Annotated in this window: 13 protein-coding genes; 9 read left to right on the top strand and 4 right to left on the bottom strand. The window is 56.6% G+C overall.

Going from position 1 to position 15,440, the window contains the following annotated elements:
• Window positions 1–3: 3 nt before the first annotated feature.
• The 4 genes from ACJBF3_RS08320 (at window position 4) to tldD (ending at window position 7,432) form a co-directional block, all read left to right on the top strand.
• Window positions 4–597 (top strand): nucleoside triphosphate pyrophosphatase, encoded by a 594-nt coding sequence (locus ACJBF3_RS08320; RefSeq protein ID WP_045329676.1) that lies wholly within the window; start codon window positions 4–6, stop codon window positions 595–597.
• Window positions 587–2,056 (top strand): ribonuclease G, encoded by a 1,470-nt coding sequence (rng, locus tag ACJBF3_RS08315; RefSeq protein WP_008502847.1) that lies wholly within the window; start codon window positions 587–589, stop codon window positions 2,054–2,056. The genes ACJBF3_RS08320 and rng overlap by 11 nt, the downstream gene beginning before the upstream one ends.
• 42 nt (window positions 2,057–2,098) lie before the next feature.
• Window positions 2,099–5,902: an AsmA2 domain-containing protein YhdP gene (gene yhdP, locus ACJBF3_RS08310; RefSeq protein WP_045329678.1), complete on the top strand. Its 3,804-nt coding sequence runs from the start codon at window positions 2,099–2,101 to the stop codon at window positions 5,900–5,902.
• 84 nt (window positions 5,903–5,986) lie between these two features.
• Window positions 5,987–7,432 carry a metalloprotease TldD gene (gene tldD / locus ACJBF3_RS08305; RefSeq protein WP_047716087.1) on the top strand — a complete coding sequence of 482 codons (1,446 nt, stop codon included), beginning with the start codon at window positions 5,987–5,989 and terminating at the stop codon, window positions 7,430–7,432.
• Between the two features lie 50 nt (window positions 7,433–7,482).
• Here the strand turns inward: tldD and ACJBF3_RS08300 are convergent, their stop codons facing one another.
• Window positions 7,483–8,097, bottom strand: a complete 615-nt coding sequence (locus ACJBF3_RS08300) for a YagU family protein (protein WP_045329681.1) — start codon at window positions 8,095–8,097, stop codon at window positions 7,483–7,485.
• A gap of 219 nt (window positions 8,098–8,316) precedes the next feature.
• The gene (gene aaeR, locus ACJBF3_RS08295) at window positions 8,317–9,243 is read right to left on the bottom strand and encodes an HTH-type transcriptional activator AaeR (RefSeq protein WP_032642431.1); all 927 of its coding nucleotides are present in this window, start codon (window positions 9,241–9,243) and stop codon (window positions 8,317–8,319) included.
• A 179-nt stretch (window positions 9,244–9,422) separates the two neighbouring features.
• Here aaeR and aaeX point away from each other — a divergent pair, with 179 nt between their 5' ends.
• The 5 genes from aaeX (at window position 9,423) to ACJBF3_RS08270 (ending at window position 14,402) form a co-directional block, all read left to right on the top strand.
• On the top strand, window positions 9,423–9,626 hold the full coding sequence (gene aaeX / locus ACJBF3_RS08290; RefSeq protein WP_003860416.1) for a p-hydroxybenzoic acid efflux pump operon protein AaeX: 204 nt from the start codon (window positions 9,423–9,425) through the stop codon (window positions 9,624–9,626).
• A 7-nt stretch (window positions 9,627–9,633) separates the two neighbouring features.
• Entirely contained in the window at window positions 9,634–10,566 is a 933-nt protein-coding gene (gene aaeA / locus ACJBF3_RS08285) for a p-hydroxybenzoic acid efflux pump subunit AaeA (protein WP_045329683.1), read from the top strand.
• A 5-nt stretch (window positions 10,567–10,571) separates the two neighbouring features.
• Window positions 10,572–12,539, top strand: coding sequence for a p-hydroxybenzoic acid efflux pump subunit AaeB (gene aaeB, locus ACJBF3_RS08280; RefSeq protein WP_045329685.1), 1,968 nt, complete (start codon window positions 10,572–10,574; stop codon window positions 12,537–12,539).
• A gap of 90 nt (window positions 12,540–12,629) precedes the next feature.
• Window positions 12,630–14,084 carry an NAD-dependent succinate-semialdehyde dehydrogenase gene (locus tag ACJBF3_RS08275; protein WP_045329687.1) on the top strand — a complete coding sequence of 485 codons (1,455 nt, stop codon included), beginning with the start codon at window positions 12,630–12,632 and terminating at the stop codon, window positions 14,082–14,084.
• Window positions 14,085–14,129: 45 nt separating this feature from the next.
• Entirely contained in the window at window positions 14,130–14,402 is a 273-nt protein-coding gene (locus tag ACJBF3_RS08270; protein WP_045329689.1) for a barstar family protein, read from the top strand.
• A 61-nt stretch (window positions 14,403–14,463) separates the two neighbouring features.
• Here ACJBF3_RS08270 and yhcN (ACJBF3_RS08265) read toward each other — a convergent pair whose 3' ends face one another.
• On the bottom strand, window positions 14,464–14,730 hold the full coding sequence (gene yhcN, locus ACJBF3_RS08265; RefSeq protein WP_045329690.1) for a peroxide/acid stress response protein YhcN: 267 nt from the start codon (window positions 14,728–14,730) through the stop codon (window positions 14,464–14,466).
• 111 nt (window positions 14,731–14,841) lie between these two features.
• On the bottom strand, window positions 14,842–15,105 hold the full coding sequence (gene yhcN / locus ACJBF3_RS08260; RefSeq protein WP_045329692.1) for a peroxide/acid stress response protein YhcN: 264 nt from the start codon (window positions 15,103–15,105) through the stop codon (window positions 14,842–14,844).
• Window positions 15,106–15,440: the final 335 nt, after the last annotated feature.

Here is a 15,440-nt window from a genome sequence, read left to right as displayed (position 1 = left end):
TCTATGACGTCTTTGTATCTCGCTTCCGGCTCTCCGCGCCGTCAGGAACTCCTGACGCAGCTCGGGGTCTCTTTTGAACGCATCGTGACCGGCATTGAAGAAAAACGTGCTGAGGGTGAAAGTGCTCAACAGTACGTGTCACGTCTGGCGCGCGAAAAAGCGCAGGCGGGCGTGGCCAGTGTGCCACGCGATCTTCCCGTGCTGGGAGCAGATACCATCGTTATTCTTAACGGTGAAGTGCTGGAGAAACCGCGCGACGCCGATGATGCGGCGCGCATGCTGCGCAAAATGTCCGGACAAACGCATCAGGTGATGACCGCCGTCGCGCTGGCTGACAGCCAGCACGTGCTGGATTGCCTGGTGGTGACAGAAGTGACGTTCAGAGTGCTTACCGACGACGACATCGCCGCGTATATTGCCAGCGGTGAACCGATGGATAAAGCAGGTGCATACGGTATTCAGGGGCTGGGTGGCTGTTTTGTCAGGAAGATTCATGGCAGCTATCACGCCGTAGTCGGCTTACCGCTGGTGGAAACGTATGAGTTGCTGAGCAATTTTAACTCACTGCGTGAGGGAAGGGATAATTATGACGGCTGAATTGTTGGTAAACGTAACGCCATCGGAAACCCGTGTGGCCTATATTGATGGTGGCATTCTTCAGGAAATTCATATTGAGCGTGAAGCGCGGCGCGGAATAGTAGGCAATATCTACAAAGGTCGTGTCAGTCGTGTACTACCGGGTATGCAGGCGGCTTTTGTAGATATTGGACTCGATAAGGCGGCGTTTTTACATGCCTCCGATATCATGCCGCACACCGAGTGCGTCGCGGGCGAAGAGCAAAAGCAGTTTGCCGTGCGCGATATTTCCGAGCTGGTGCGTCAGGGACAGGATCTGATGGTGCAGGTGGTAAAAGATCCCCTCGGTACCAAAGGCGCCCGTCTGACCACCGACATCACCTTACCTTCCCGCTATCTGGTCTTTATGCCGGGCGCGTCGCACGTGGGCGTTTCACAGCGTATTGAGAGCGAAAGCGAGCGCGAGCGTCTGAAAAAAGTGGTCAGCGCCTACTGCGATGAGCAGGGCGGGTTTATCATCCGCACCGCGGCGGAAGGGATTAGCGAAGAAGATCTGGCCTCGGATGCGGCTTACCTGAAGCGCGTCTGGACCAAAGTGATGGAGCGTAAAAAACGCAACCAGACCCGCTACCAGCTTTACGGTGAGCTGGCGCTGGCGCAGCGCGTTCTGCGCGACTTTGCCGATGCGCAGCTCGACCGCATCCGCGTGGACTCTCGCCTGACGTATGAGGCCCTGCTGGAGTTTACCGCTGAATACATTCCGGAAATGCCGGGCCTGCTGGAGCATTACACCGGGCGTCAGCCGATCTTCGATCTCTATGATGTCGAAAACGAGATCCAGCGCGCCCTGGAGCGTAAGGTCGAACTGAAATCCGGCGGGTATCTGATTATCGACCAGACCGAAGCGATGACCACGGTCGACATTAACACCGGCGCGTTTGTCGGCCATCGCAACCTGGATGACACCATCTTCAACACCAACATCGAAGCCACGCAGGCGATTGCGCGCCAGCTGCGTCTGCGCAATCTGGGCGGCATTATCATCATCGACTTTATCGATATGAGTAATGAAGACCACCGCCGCCGGGTGCTACATTCTCTGGAGCAGGCGCTGAGTAAAGACCGCGTGAAAACCAGCATCAACGGCTTCTCACAGCTGGGGCTGGTGGAAATGACGCGTAAGCGTACCCGTGAAAGCGTTGAGCATGTGCTGTGTAATGAATGCCCAACCTGCCATGGACGCGGAACGGTAAAGACGGTTGAGACCGTCTGCTACGAAATTATGCGAGAAATCGTCCGTGTTCATCACGCCTACGACTCCGATCGTTTTCTGGTCTATGCTTCCCCTGCGGTGGCTGAAGCGCTGAAAGGCGAAGAGTCACACGCGCTGGCGGAAGTGGAAATCTTTGTCGGCAAACAGGTAAAAGTACAAATTGAACCGCTCTATAACCAGGAGCAGTTTGACGTCGTGATGATGTAAAACGCAGTACGCTGCGTGACGAAAGCTGACAAGGAGAGATGCGTGAGGCGATTGCCGGGGATTTTATTGCTTACAGGGGCAACGCTGGTCGTGATTGTCGCGTTGCTCGTGAGCGGGCTACGCCTCGTATTGCCGCATCTGGACAGCTGGCGTCCGCAGCTGCTGGCGAAAATCGAATCCACTACCGGCGTGCCGGTCAACGTCAGCCAGATTAGCGCTAGCTGGCAGAATTTTGGCCCGACGCTCGATGTCCGCGACATCAACGCCAGCCTGAAAGACGGTGGCCACCTCAACATCAAACGCGTGACCCTGGCGCTGGACGTCTGGCAAAGCCTGCTGCATTTTCGCTGGCAGTTCCGCGATCTCACCTTTTACCAGCTCCAGTTTCTGACCAATACGCCCATCTCCGGCGGTGATAATAGTCAAGGACTGGAAGCTAACCATTTCAGCGATCTTTTCCTCCGCCAGTTCGATCATTTCGATCTGCGCGACAGTGAGGTGAGCTTTATTACGCTTTCCGGCCAGCGCGCCGAACTCGCGATCCCGCAGCTGACCTGGCTCAACGGCAAAAATCGACACCGCGCTGAAGGACAGGTGAGCCTCTCCAGCCTGAACGGCCAGCATGGCGTGATGCAGGTGCGCATGGATCTGCGGGACGATGACGGCCTGTTAAACAACGGCAAAGTCTGGCTGCAGGCCGACGACGTCGACGTGAAGCCGTGGCTGGGCGACTGGATCCAGCAGAATATGCAGCTGGAAACGGCCCGCTTCAGCCTTGAAGGCTGGCTGACCCTGACGAAAGGTGAATTTGCCAGCGGCGATATCTGGCTCAAACAGGGGGGCGCAAGCTGGAAAGGCGAAAAACAGCAGCATCAGCTTTCCGTCGATAACCTCACCGCACACGTAACGCAGGAAAAAGAGGGCTGGCAATTTGCCATTCCGGATACGCGCATCACCATGGACGGCAAGCCGTGGCCGCGCGGTGCGCTGACGCTGGCCTGGATGCCGGAGCAGGACGTGGGCGGCAAGGGCAGTAAACGCAGCGACGAGCTGCGCATCCGCGCCAGCAATCTCGATTTAGCTGCCATTGAAGGGCTGCGCTCGATGGCGGCAAAGATTTCCCCGGACCTCGGCGACATCTGGCTGGCAACGCAGCCGAGCGGGCAGATAGACGCTCTGGCGCTGGATATCCCGCTGCAGGCGACGGAAAAAACCCGCTTCCAGGCAACGTGGAAAGATCTTGCCTGGAAGCAGTGGAAGCTGCTGCCGGGGGCGGAGCACTTTAGCGGCAAGCTGGAAGGCAGCGTCGAAAACGGCAGGCTGACGGTAGATATGCACAACGCCAAAATGCCTTACGAGACGGTCTTCCGCGCGCCGCTGGAAATCGAACAGGGCGACGCGGTACTGAACTGGCTTCGCAACGATAAGGGTTTCCAGCTTGATGGCCGCCATATTGATGTGAAAGCCAAAGCGGTGCACGCGCGCGGCGACTTCCGCTATCTGCAGCCTGATGGTGATGAACCGTGGCTGGGGATTCTCGCCGGGATCAGTACCGATGACGGCTCTCAGGCCTGGCGCTATTTCCCGGAAAACCTGATGGGCAAAGCGCTGGTAGACTATCTGAGCGGTGCGATTCAGGGCGGGCAGGCGGACAACGCCACGCTGGTCTACGGCGGTAATCCGCATCTTTTCCCGTACAAACATAATGAAGGCCAGTTCCAGGTCCTGGTGCCGCTGCACAACGCCACCTTCGCGTTCCAGCCGGGCTGGCCCGCGCTGGAAAACCTGGATATCGAGCTTAACTTCCTCAATGACGGGCTGTGGATGAAGTCCGACAGCGTGGCGCTGGGCGGCGTAACGGCCAGCAACCTGACGGCCAACATTCCAGACTACTCAAAAGAGAAGCTGCTGATTGACGCCGACATCAGCGGTCCCGGCAAGGCGGTAGGTCCGTACTTTGAGGACACCCCCCTGAAAGAGTCGCTGGCCGCGACGCTTCAGCAGCTCCAGCTTGATGGCGATGTGAATGCTCGCTTACATCTTGATATCCCGCTGGACGGAGAGATGACCACCGCCAAAGGTGATGTCCGTCTGAAGAACAACAGCCTGTATATCAAACCCCTTGAGAGCACCCTGAAAAACCTCAGCGGGCAGTTTAGCTTTGTGAACGGTAACCTCAGGAGCGAGCCGCTGACCGCCAGCTGGTTTAACCAGCCGGTGAATATTGACTTCACCACCACCGAGGGCGAAAAGGCCTATCAGGTGGCCGTCAATCTGGACGGTAACTGGCAGCCAGCGCGAATGGATGTCCTGCCGAAGCCGCTTGAGGCGTCAGTGGCCGGCGCGGTCGCCTGGCAGGGGAAAGTGGCCATCGATCTGCCTTATCACGCGGGTGCCCAGTACAAGGTCGACATCACCGGCGATCTGAAAAACCTTCGCAGCCAGCTTCCTGCGCCGCTGGATAAACAGGCCGGGCAGCCGCTGCCGGTCAAGCTTAACGTCGATGGCAATCTGAACAGCTTCGCGCTGACCGGAAGCGCGGGCGGGACAAACCACTTCAACAGCCGCTGGCTGCTTAACAAAAAGCTCACTCTCGACAAAGCCATCTGGACAACGGATAGCCGCTCCACGCCGCCGCTGCCGGAGCAGGCGGGCATTGAGCTGAATCTCCCGCCGATGGACGGTGCAGAGTGGCTGGCGTTGTTCCAGAAAGGCGTTGGGCAAAATGTCGATCAAACCGCTCAGTTCCCGCAAACCATTACCGTACGCACACCGTCGCTGATGCTGGGCGGACAGCAGTGGAACAACCTGAGTATTGTTTCGCAGCCTGTCGTTAACGGCACGAAGGTGGAGGCCCAGGGCAGAGAGATCAACGGTACGCTGACCATGCGCGATCGCGCGCCGTGGCAGGCGGCAATCCGCTACCTCTACTACAATCCGGCGAGCGCCGCGAGCGGGAAAGACAAACCGGCAGCCACGTCGCCGCTGGGTCAAACCTCCCGCATCGATTTTAGCGGCTGGCCCGATCTCCAGCTGCGCTGCGCGGAGTGCTGGCTGTGGGGGCAAAAATACGGTCGTATCGACGGTGATTTCGCTATCCGGGCAAACACGCTTACGCTTTCCGGCGGCCTGGTTGATACCGGTTTTGGCCGCATGACGGCCGCCGGGGAATGGGTCAATAAGCCGGGCGAGCAGCGAACGTCCCTGAAGGGCGATATTAAAGGCAACAAGCTGGATGCGGCAGCCAATTTCTTTGGCATCACCACGCCGCTGCGCGGCTCGTCATTTGACGTCGATTACGATCTTCACTGGCGGGATGCCCCGTGGAGGCCTGATGAAGCCTCGCTGAACGGCATTCTGAAAACCCGCTTCGGCAAAGGTGAAATCGCCGACGTGAGCACGGGGCGCGCCGGACAGATCCTGCGCCTGCTGAGTTTTGATGCGCTGCTGCGCAAGCTGCGTTTCGACTTCAGCGATACCTTCAGCGAAGGTTTCTACTACGATTCCATCCGCAGCACGGCCTGGATCAAAGACGGCGTTCTGCATACCGATGACACGCTGGTGGACGGCCTGGAGGCGGATATCGCCATGAAAGGCTCCGTTAACCTCGTGCGCCGCGAGCTGGATATGGAAGCCGTCGTAGCGCCGGAAATTTCCGCGAGCGTGGGCGTTGCGGCGGCCTTTGTGGTGAACCCGATTGTCGGTGCGGCGGTATTTGCCGCCAGCAAGGTGCTGGGGCCACTGTGGAGCAAGGTCTCCATTCTGCGCTACCGTATTACCGGTCCGGTCGATAAACCGCAGATTAACGAGGTGCTGCGCCAGCCGCGCAAAGATGCACAGCAATGATTTGACGTGGGCAGGTAATTGCCTCACTCTCAATAAATACGATCTTTTTACCGCCACGGGCGGCAACGAACGAGTAGCAATACGATGAGTCTGAACCTGGTAAGTGAACATTTGCTCGCAGCGAACGGCCTGAGCCATCAGGACCTGTTCTCCATTCTTGGTCAACTGACCGAACGCCGTCTCGACTACGGCGATCTCTATTTCCAGTCGAGCTATCACGAATCCTGGGTTTTAGAAGACAGCATCATTAAAGATGGCTCTTACAACATCGACCAGGGCGTCGGCGTCCGTGCCGTCAGCGGGGAAAAAACCGGTTTTGCCTATGCCGACCAGATTAGCCTTGCCGCACTTGAGCAGAGCGCGCAGGCCGCGCGCACCATCGTGCGCGATACCGGTGACGGTCGTGTGAAAACCCTGGGAGAAGTGCAGCACTCTGCGCTCTATACCAGCATCGATCCGCTCCAGAGCATGAGCCGTGAAGAGAAGCTGGACATCCTGCGCCGCGTGGACAAGGTCGCCCGTGCTGCGGATAAACGCGTGCAGGAAGTCTCTGCCAGCCTGAGCGGCGTGTATGAGTTGATTCTGGTGGCCGCAACGGACGGTACCCTCGCGGCGGATGTCCGCCCGCTGGTGCGTCTCTCCATTAGCGTGCAGGTCGATGACGACGGCAAGCGCGAGCGCGGCTCAAGCGGCGGCGGCGGTCGTTTCGGCTATGACTGGTTCCTGGCCGATGTCGACGGTGAAGCGCGCGCTGACGCGTGGGCAAAAGAAGCCGTTCGCATGGCGCTGGTGAATCTGAATGCCGTCGCGGCGCCGGCGGGGTCATTCCCGGTAGTGCTTGGCGCCGGCTGGCCGGGCGTGCTGCTGCATGAGGCGGTGGGTCACGGTCTGGAAGGCGACTTTAACCGTCGCGGAACGTCCGTGTTCAGCGGTCAGATCGGACAGCTCGTCTCCTCTGAGCTGTGCACCGTAGTGGATGACGGCACCATGCGCGATCGTCGCGGCTCGGTGGCTATCGACGATGAAGGCACTCCGGGCCAGTACAATGTGCTGATCGAAAACGGCGTGCTGAAAGGCTACATGCAGGACAAACTCAACGCGCGCCTGATGGGCGTTGCGCCGACGGGCAACGGCCGCCGTGAATCTTACGCACACCTGCCGATGCCGCGCATGACCAATACTTACATGCTGCCGGGAAAATCTACGCCGCAGGAAATTATCGAATCCGTTGATTACGGTATCTTTGCGCCTAACTTTGGCGGCGGCCAGGTGGACATCACCTCCGGTAAGTTTGTTTTCTCCACGTCAGAAGCGTATCTGATCGAGAAAGGTAAAGTGACCAAAGCGGTGAAAGGTGCAACCCTGATTGGCTCCGGTATTGAAGCCATGCAGCAGATCTCGATGGTCGGCAACGATCTCAAGCTGGATAACGGCGTAGGCGTCTGCGGCAAAGAGGGCCAGAGCCTGCCGGTGGGCGTGGGCCAGCCAACGCTGAAGGTGGACAACCTGACGGTGGGCGGTACCGCCTGACCTGACCAAGCATAAAAAAATGGCGCTACCGATGTAGCGCCTTTTTTTTTTTAACGTAAGTTACCCAGCGGTATCTCCGGATCCGGCTCGTGAGTGATGCGGTTACGCAAGTCACGACGAATGATTTCGATCGACCAGAACCAGACCAGATGGCCCACGATCTCTGACACGTGTTCATACCACGGCAGCTCGAACAGCGGTGGCGTCAGCCCCATCAGCGGGAAGGAGATCATATGAACAAAAAGCTGAGCTAACGCACCCGCCAGCAAACCCTGCCAGAGTTTAATTTTCGGGAAGACTTCTGCCACTACACAATAGCCTACGGCGAAGACGATTGAGAAAATAATATGCGTCACGCCGACCCAGTTAAATATATGTCCGGCAAATGTATAAACTGCCGCGTTAGGGTCAACAACGCCCAGCCAGTCGCGTAAAAATACATAGGGAGGGTTTAAAAAATTACGTGAGCAGTCAATCTGGCTTGCGGCCCTTATTAATTCCTCAGGTCCACATGCGCCGGTGAATAAATCGGTGGGGCTGCGGGGCGGAAGCGGCACTTCGGCTCCCCATTTGACAAAGGCGGAGACAATACCTGCAATTAAACCGATGAACGCGGCGAGCCCATAGCGCCTGCGTGAAGGCGGTGTTTGTTCAAAGAGATTCATTTCTTTTCCTTGTTTAACGTCATCCTGCGGAATACATTTTATTATTCATATCAGTAACAAATTAATAACAGCCTGATGAACAGACTGCATATAAAGTAATGGGCGGGCGGCAGGAGTGTCAATTAGCTATTCCTGATAGTAACGAGGGAATATTCCAGAATGCGGATGTGATTCATCCTGGAAATATTCATCGCTCATATACTTTCACGGATAAATCAATTATTCCTTTCTTCTTCCGCGCATGCCCTGAAACAGCTCCGCCACGTCCACAAAATACTCGGTCAGATAGTTAATACACACCTGTACCTTGAGAGGGAGTTTGTCTTTTTCGGTATACAGGGCGTACACCGGACGCGGATCGGACTGATAGCGTGGGAAGAGGATCTCCAGCACGCCGCTGTTGATCTCGTTGATCACCCACATCAACGGTACGTAGGCGATCCCGGCCCCGGCCACCAGCCAGCGCGAAATGGTCATCGGATCGTTAGTGACAAACCGCCCTTCCGGCAGCAGCCTGGTGGAGATCCCTTCCGGGGCAATCAGCTCAAATTCATTGTCGGGCCGCACGCTGTACTCCAGCCACGAGTGGTTGGTGAGATCGGCAGGCTTTTCCGGAACACCGTACTGCGCCAGATAGCTCTTCGAGGCGCAGACGACCATCGGCATGCTCCCCAGTCGACGCGAGAACAGGCTGGAATCCTGCAGCGCGCCGACGCGGATCACCACATCCAGCCCGTCGGCAATCAGATCCGGCGCCGGGATACCCGTCACCAGATTGACGGTCAGCCCGGGGTACTCCTTCAGCATATCCGCAGTCATGGCAGCGAGAACATTTTGTGCCATAGTTGAAGAACACCCGATGCGCAGCGTACCAATGGGGGTGTTGTTGAAGGCGTAGAGCTGTTCGTGGACGTCCTGCACTTCGTGCATCATGCGTCGGCAACCCTGATAGTAAATTTTACCCGCTTCCGTCAGCCCAATGCTGCGGGTACTGCGGTTGAGCAGCTTGACCTGAAGCTCATCTTCCAGTTTAGACACCGTCTGGCTGATGGATGAGACGCTCATCTGAAGCTGGCGTGCCGCGGCGGTAAACGAACCCAGTTCAACCACTTTGGCAAAGACCGACATGCGTTTTAAACGTTCCATTGTTCACTCTGGCTTAAAAGTGATTTAGATCACATATTATAGATAACAGCATAACAGTTACGTTAATATATTATTTATTACATAACGGCTGCGCCATTCTCGCCCGGCGTTTCTTGCCCTCCTGCGAAGGCGCACGCTAAAAAATTCTGAAGCCTGCACTCTCTCTTATCAAGGTCAACATGAGTCTGTTTCCCGTTATCGTGGTGTTCGGTCTGTCGTTCCCACCGATATTTTTCGAGCTTCTTTTATCACTGGCGATCTTCTGGCTGGTGCGTAAGGTGCTGGTCCCTACCGGGATCTACGATTTCGTCTGGCACCCTGCATTGTTCAATACCGCGCTGTATTGCTGCCTGTTTTACCTGATATCGCGCATGTTTGTCTGAGGTTGATGTGAAAACGCTAACAAGAAAAATCTCCCGCACTGCCATCACCATGGCGCTGGTTATCCTCGCCTTCATCGCTATTTTCCGCGCCTGGGTTTATTACACCGAATCGCCGTGGACGCGTGATGCACGCTTCAGCGCCGATGTGGTGGCCATTGCTCCTGACGTGGCCGGTCTTATCACGGCGGTCAACGTTCACGATAACCAGCTGGTGAAGAAAGATCAGGTGCTGTTCACCATTGACCAGCCTCGTTATCAGAAAGCGCTGGAAGAGGCGGAAGCCGACGTGGCCTATTACCAGGCGCTGGCTTCGGAGAAACGCCGCGAGGCAGGCCGCCGCAATCAGCTGGGCGTTCAGGCCATGTCCCGCGAAGAGATCGATCAGTCCAACAACGTGCTGCAAACCGTGCTGCACCAGCTGGCGAAAGCGCAAGCCACGCGCGATCTCGCTAAGCTCGATCTGGAGCGCACCGTGATCCGCGCCCCGTCGGATGGTTGGGTAACCAACCTGAACGTCTATGCCGGGGAATTCATTACCCGTGGTTCAACCGCCGTGGCGCTGGTTAAGCAGAACTCCTTCTACGTGCTTGCCTATATGGAAGAGACCAAGCTGGAAGGCGTGCGTCCGGGCTATCGGGCCGAAATCACGCCGCTGGGCAGCAACCGCGTCTTTAAAGGTACCGTCGACAGCGTCGCGGCAGGGGTGACTAACTCCAGCAGCTCGAACGATGCCAAAGGGATGGCAACGGTGGATTCCAACCTGGAGTGGGTGCGTCTGGCCCAGCGGGTGCCGGTGCGTATCCATCTGGACGAACAGCAGGGCAACCTGTGGCCTGCGGGGACCACGGCGACGGTGGTGATTACCGGTGAAAAAGACAGGGATGCCAGCCAGGACTCGTTCTTCCGTAAAATTGCCCACCGCCTGCGCGAGTTTGGTTAATCGCTATGGGCATTTTTTCCATCGCCAGCCAGCACATTCGCTTCGCCGTGAAGCTGGCGTGCGCCATTGTGCTGGCGCTGTTTGTCGGCTTCCACTTCCAGCTTGAAACGCCTCGCTGGGCAGTGCTGACGGCCGCCATTGTTGCGGCGGGTCCGGCCTTCGCCGCGGGTGGAGAGCCTTACTCTGGTGCGATCCGCTATCGCGGGATGCTGCGTATCATCGGGACGTTCATCGGCTGTTTTGCGGCGCTCACCATTATTATTCTGATGATCCGCACCCCGCTGCTGATGCTGATGGTCTGCTGCATCTGGGCGGGTTTTTGTACCTGGATCTCGTCTCTGGTGAAGGTGGAGAACTCCTACGCCTGGGGTCTGGCGGGCTATACCGCGCTGATTATTATCATCACCATCCAGTCCGAGCCGCTGCTCGCTCCTCAGTTTGCGGTAGAGCGCTGCAGCGAAATTGTGATTGGTATTGTCAGTGCGATTGTCGCGGACCTGCTGTTCTCCCCGCGCTCCATCAAGCAGGAAGTCGACCGTGAGCTTGATGCCCTGATTGTCGCCCAGTACCAGCTGATGCAGCTCTGCATTAAGCATGGCGACAGCGAAGAGGTGGATAAAGCCTGGAGCGGGCTGGTTCGCCGCACCCAGGCGCTGGAAGGGATGCGCAGCAACCTTAACATGGAGTCGTCACGCTGGGCCCGCGCGAATCGTCGCCTGAAAGCCCTCAACACCGTCTCTCTGACGCTGATTACCCAGGCATGCGAAACCTACCTGATTCAGAACACCCGGCCGGAAGCGGTCACCGATACGTTCCGCGAACTGTTTGCCGAGCCGGTAGAAACCGTGCAGGACGTGCATAAGCAGCTTAAGCGCATGCGCCGGGTGATTGCCTGGACCGGGGAGCGCGACACGCCGGTAACCATCTACACCTGGGTCGGCGCCGCGACGCGCTATCTGCTCCTGAAACGCGGCGTGATCGGCAACACCAAAATCAGCGCGGCGGAAGAAGAGGTGCTGCAGGGAGAAGTGGTGATCAAGGCGGAATCCGCCGAGCGTCATCACGCCATGGTCAACTTCTGGCGCACCACGCTCGCCTGCATGCTCGGCACGCTGTTCTGGCTGTGGACGGGCTGGACGTCCGGCAGCGGCGCAATGGTGATGATTGCTGTCGTAACCGCGCTGGCGATGCGTCTGCCTAACCCGCGTATGGTCGCCATTGATTTTCTGTACGGCACCATTGCCGCGCTGCCGATTGGCGCGCTCTATTTCCTGGTCATCATCCCGTCGACGCAGCAGAGCATGCTGCTGCTCTGTATTAGCCTGGCGGTGATGGCGTTCTTTATCGGCATTGAGGTGCAAAAGCGGCGGCTGGGATCGCTGGGGGCGCTGGCGAGTACGATTAACATCATCGTGCTGGATAACCCGATGACCTTCCATTTCAGCCAGTTCCTCGACAGCGCGTTAGGTCAGCTGGTGGGCTGCTTCCTGGCAATGATGGTGATTCTGCTGGTTCGCGATAATTCGCAGGCAAGGACGGGGCGCGTGTTGTTGAATCAGTTTGTGTCGGCGGCCGTGTCGTCGATGACAACCAATACCGCGCGCCGTAAAGAGAACCACCTTCCCGCGCTCTATCAGCAGCTGTTTTTACTGCTGAACAAGTTCCCGGGCGATATCGCGAAGTTCCGCCTGGCGTTAACCATGATCATCGCACACCAGCGCCTGCGTAACGCGCCCGTGCCGATAAACGACGATCTGTCGGCCTGGCACCGCCAGCTGCGTCGTACCGCCGATCATGTGCTTTCTGCCAGCAGCGATGACAAACGGCGTCGTTACTTTACGCAGCTGCTTGAAGAGCTCGACATCTACCAGGAGAAGCTCAAGCACTGGGAGGCGCCGCCTCAGGTGACCGAGCCGGTAGGACGGCTGGTGTTTATGCTGCATCGCTACCAGAATGCCCTCACGGATAACTGACTGAAGTAAAAAAACCGACGCCAAAAGCGTCGGTTTTTTTGTGGCTATACTTATTCCAGCACGTTCTTACATTTCAGGAAGGGAGGACACATGACGACCCAGGCGCTTCAGGACCATATCCTTTTTCAGACCGGTTATCTGGTCAACGGCATTTGGAAAACGCTGGACACGACGTTTGATGTGCTGAACCCCGCGACCGGTGAGGTCATTGCTAAAGTTGCAAAAGCGGGTAAAGCGCAAACCGAAGAGGCAATCGCTGCGGCGACCAAAGCCTTCCCGGCCTGGCGTGCCAAAACCGCGAAAGAACGCTCGGCCATTCTGTACCGCTGGTACGAACTGATTATTGAGAATAAAAGCTGGCTCGGGCGACTAATGACCACCGAGCAGGGTAAGCCGCTGAAAGAGGCGGAGGGGGAAGTCGAGTACGCCGCCAGCTTTATCCAGTGGTTTGCTGAAGAGGCCAAGCGCGCGAACGGCGAAATTATTCCACCAATCAAACCCGGCTCGCGCATTCTGGCAACCCGCGAACCCATTGGCGTGGTCGCGGCGATAACGCCGTGGAACTTCCCGATGGCCATGCTCACCCGCAAATTAGGCCCGGCGCTGGCGGCAGGGTGTACCGGGGTGATCAAACCGGCCAATAACACCCCGCTCAGTGCCTTTGCGCTGCTTGCGCTGGCTAAACAGGCCGGTGTCCCCGACGGCGTGCTCAACGCCGTGGCCGGGAATACGCATGAGATCAGCGATGCGATCATGGCCAGCCGTGACGTGCGTAAAATCTCCTTTACCGGTTCAACCTCTGTCGGCAAAACGCTGGTGCGCAACGCCGCCGAAACCATGAAGAAGGTCTCGATGGAGCTGGGGGGCAATGCGCCGTATATCGTTTTTGAGGATGCGGACATTGATGCGGCGGTTAAGGGAGCGATTGCCAACAAGTTCCGCAATGCCGGGCAGGTCTGCGTCAGCGTTAACCGTTTTTACATTCAGGAAACCGTCTACGACAGGTTTGTGAATAAACTTGCCGATGCCGTGAAGGCGCTGAAGGTGGGTAATGGTCTTGAGGACGGCGTCGTCGTCGGGCCGCTAATTGAATCTTCTGCGCTCGATAAGGTGCGGGAGCATGTCGACGATGCCGTCGCCCGAGGCGCAACCGTGCTGGCAGGCGGTAAGCCCCATCCGCTTGGCGGGAACTTCTGGATGCCAACCGTGCTGGGCGACTGCCATGAAGGCATGAAGCTGGCTGAAGAAGAGACGTTTGGCCCGGTTGCGGCGTGCTTCCGCTTCACCTCTGAAGATGAAGTCATCCAGCGCGCCAATAACACGCCCTACGGGCTGGCGGCTTACTTCTATACCCAAAATCTCTCGCGGGTCTTCCGCGTTTCGCAGGCCATCGAGAGTGGGATGATCGGCATTAACGAGTGCGCCGTTTCCACGGAACTGGGTCCCTTTGGCGGCGTAAAAGAGTCAGGTCTTGGACGCGAGGGCTCCGTGCTGGGGCTGGAAGAGTATCTGGAAGTGAAAACCCTGCATATCGGGGGATTATAATAAACAGGGCGGCATCTGCCGCTCGCCTGGACAGGGTAGCTGGCAATGAAAACCTATACGTTTGATTTTGACGAGATTGACAGTCAGGAAGACTTCTACCGTGAATTTATTCGGGTGTTTGAGCTTGAACGGGAGAGCGTGACGAATCTGGATACGCTGTGGGACGTGGTCACCGGCAGCCAGTTGCCGCTACCGCTGGAAATTGAGTTCATCCATTTGCCCGATAAGCTGCGCAGACGCTTTGGCGCGCTGATATTGCTGTTCGATGAAGCGGAAGAAGAGCTGGAAGGACAGCTGCGCTTTAACGCGCGGCATTGAATGAAAAAAGCCCCTGACCATGAGGCCAGGGGCAAGTCGTATGATGAGATACGACGAGGGTTTATTTATACAGTTCTGCCGTGGCATGCCAGTGGTCACCCTGATTCAGTTCGGTGACGCGATAGCTGCTGGCGCCTGCTTTTTCAGCTTTGGCGGCAAGTTCGTGACGAATATCCATCGGTGAACCGGTGACAGACGTGACGGAGACGCTGCCCATACGCTGGAGATTCTGTGCCTGTTCGGCATTTACCTGCTGTACGGCTGCGCTCGCACCGAAAGAGAGAACGGAAGCCAGACCGAGGGTTGCGATGATCAATTGAGTTTTCATAGTCTTTACTCCTGAATAGGGTTTTTGACTCAACGGCGAGAAGGGTTGAACCGCTATTTTTATGCCTGGTGCCGTTGAGTGAAGATTTACGTTTTCAGTTATTACTAAAACTTATTTGTACAGCTCAGCGGTGGCGTGCCAGTGGTCGCCCGAACGCGCTTCGATGATGCGATAGGATGACGCACCCTTTTCTTCCGCTTTTTTGTTCAGCATCTCATGCATGTCCATTGGTGATGTGCCTACCGCACCGACAGAAACCGTACCGATGGACTGGCGGGATTGCGCCTGGTCAGCATTAATGGCGTCAGCCGCGAAAGCACCGAATGACAGGACAGACAGGACGCTCAGCGCCGCTACAGTTGTTTTGATTTTCATGATTCTTACCTCGTCGAATTTTTTAGTGGGGTCTTGTTTCGTGACCCTCATCACAAAATCAAGTATACACTAATAACGGCAAAAATTAATACCAGACTAATGGTTTCTATTGTTATTACGTGTTAACTGCGCGGTTTTTTATAACCAATTTGCATAATATTGGGTGTTTTTTGTACTTAATTGAAGGTTATATCTAATTAAATCATATGGATATCTGCTTTTGATTTTTTGTGCGATTTTTTGATTTAGCATTCACCAGATGAATGTTAATGGGCGGTAAAAAGCACTATTTGTTAAAGTGAAGGGCAGCAGAAAAGAGGGGGAAATGCAGCGGA

The sequence above is a fragment of the Enterobacter sp. PP-008-ECC_S150 genome, assembly GCF_045257065.1.
Taxonomy (GTDB): domain Bacteria; phylum Pseudomonadota; class Gammaproteobacteria; order Enterobacterales; family Enterobacteriaceae; genus Enterobacter; species Enterobacter chengduensis.
This window is presented reverse-complemented; position numbering and strand designations above follow the sequence as displayed.

Coding starts and splice junctions, on each gene's coding strand:
- ACJBF3_RS08320 (WP_045329676.1), top strand. CDS start 4: ATGACGTCTTTGTATCTCGCTTCCGGCTCTCCGCGCCGTCAGGAACTC.
- rng (WP_008502847.1), top strand. CDS start 587: ATGACGGCTGAATTGTTGGTAAACGTAACGCCATCGGAAACCCGTGTG.
- ACJBF3_RS08300 (WP_045329681.1), bottom strand. CDS start 8,097: ATGAATCTCTTTGAACAAACACCGCCTTCACGCAGGCGCTATGGGCTC.
- aaeX (WP_003860416.1), top strand. CDS start 9,423: ATGAGTCTGTTTCCCGTTATCGTGGTGTTCGGTCTGTCGTTCCCACCG.
- ACJBF3_RS08275 (WP_045329687.1), top strand. CDS start 12,630: ATGACGACCCAGGCGCTTCAGGACCATATCCTTTTTCAGACCGGTTAT.
- yhcN (WP_045329690.1), bottom strand. CDS start 14,730: ATGAAAACTCAATTGATCATCGCAACCCTCGGTCTGGCTTCCGTTCTC.
- yhcN (WP_045329692.1), bottom strand. CDS start 15,105: ATGAAAATCAAAACAACTGTAGCGGCGCTGAGCGTCCTGTCTGTCCTG.
- aaeR (WP_032642431.1), bottom strand. CDS start 9,243: ATGGAACGTTTAAAACGCATGTCGGTCTTTGCCAAAGTGGTTGAACTG.
- ACJBF3_RS08270 (WP_045329689.1), top strand. CDS start 14,130: ATGAAAACCTATACGTTTGATTTTGACGAGATTGACAGTCAGGAAGAC.
- aaeB (WP_045329685.1), top strand. CDS start 10,572: ATGGGCATTTTTTCCATCGCCAGCCAGCACATTCGCTTCGCCGTGAAG.
- tldD (WP_047716087.1), top strand. CDS start 5,987: ATGAGTCTGAACCTGGTAAGTGAACATTTGCTCGCAGCGAACGGCCTG.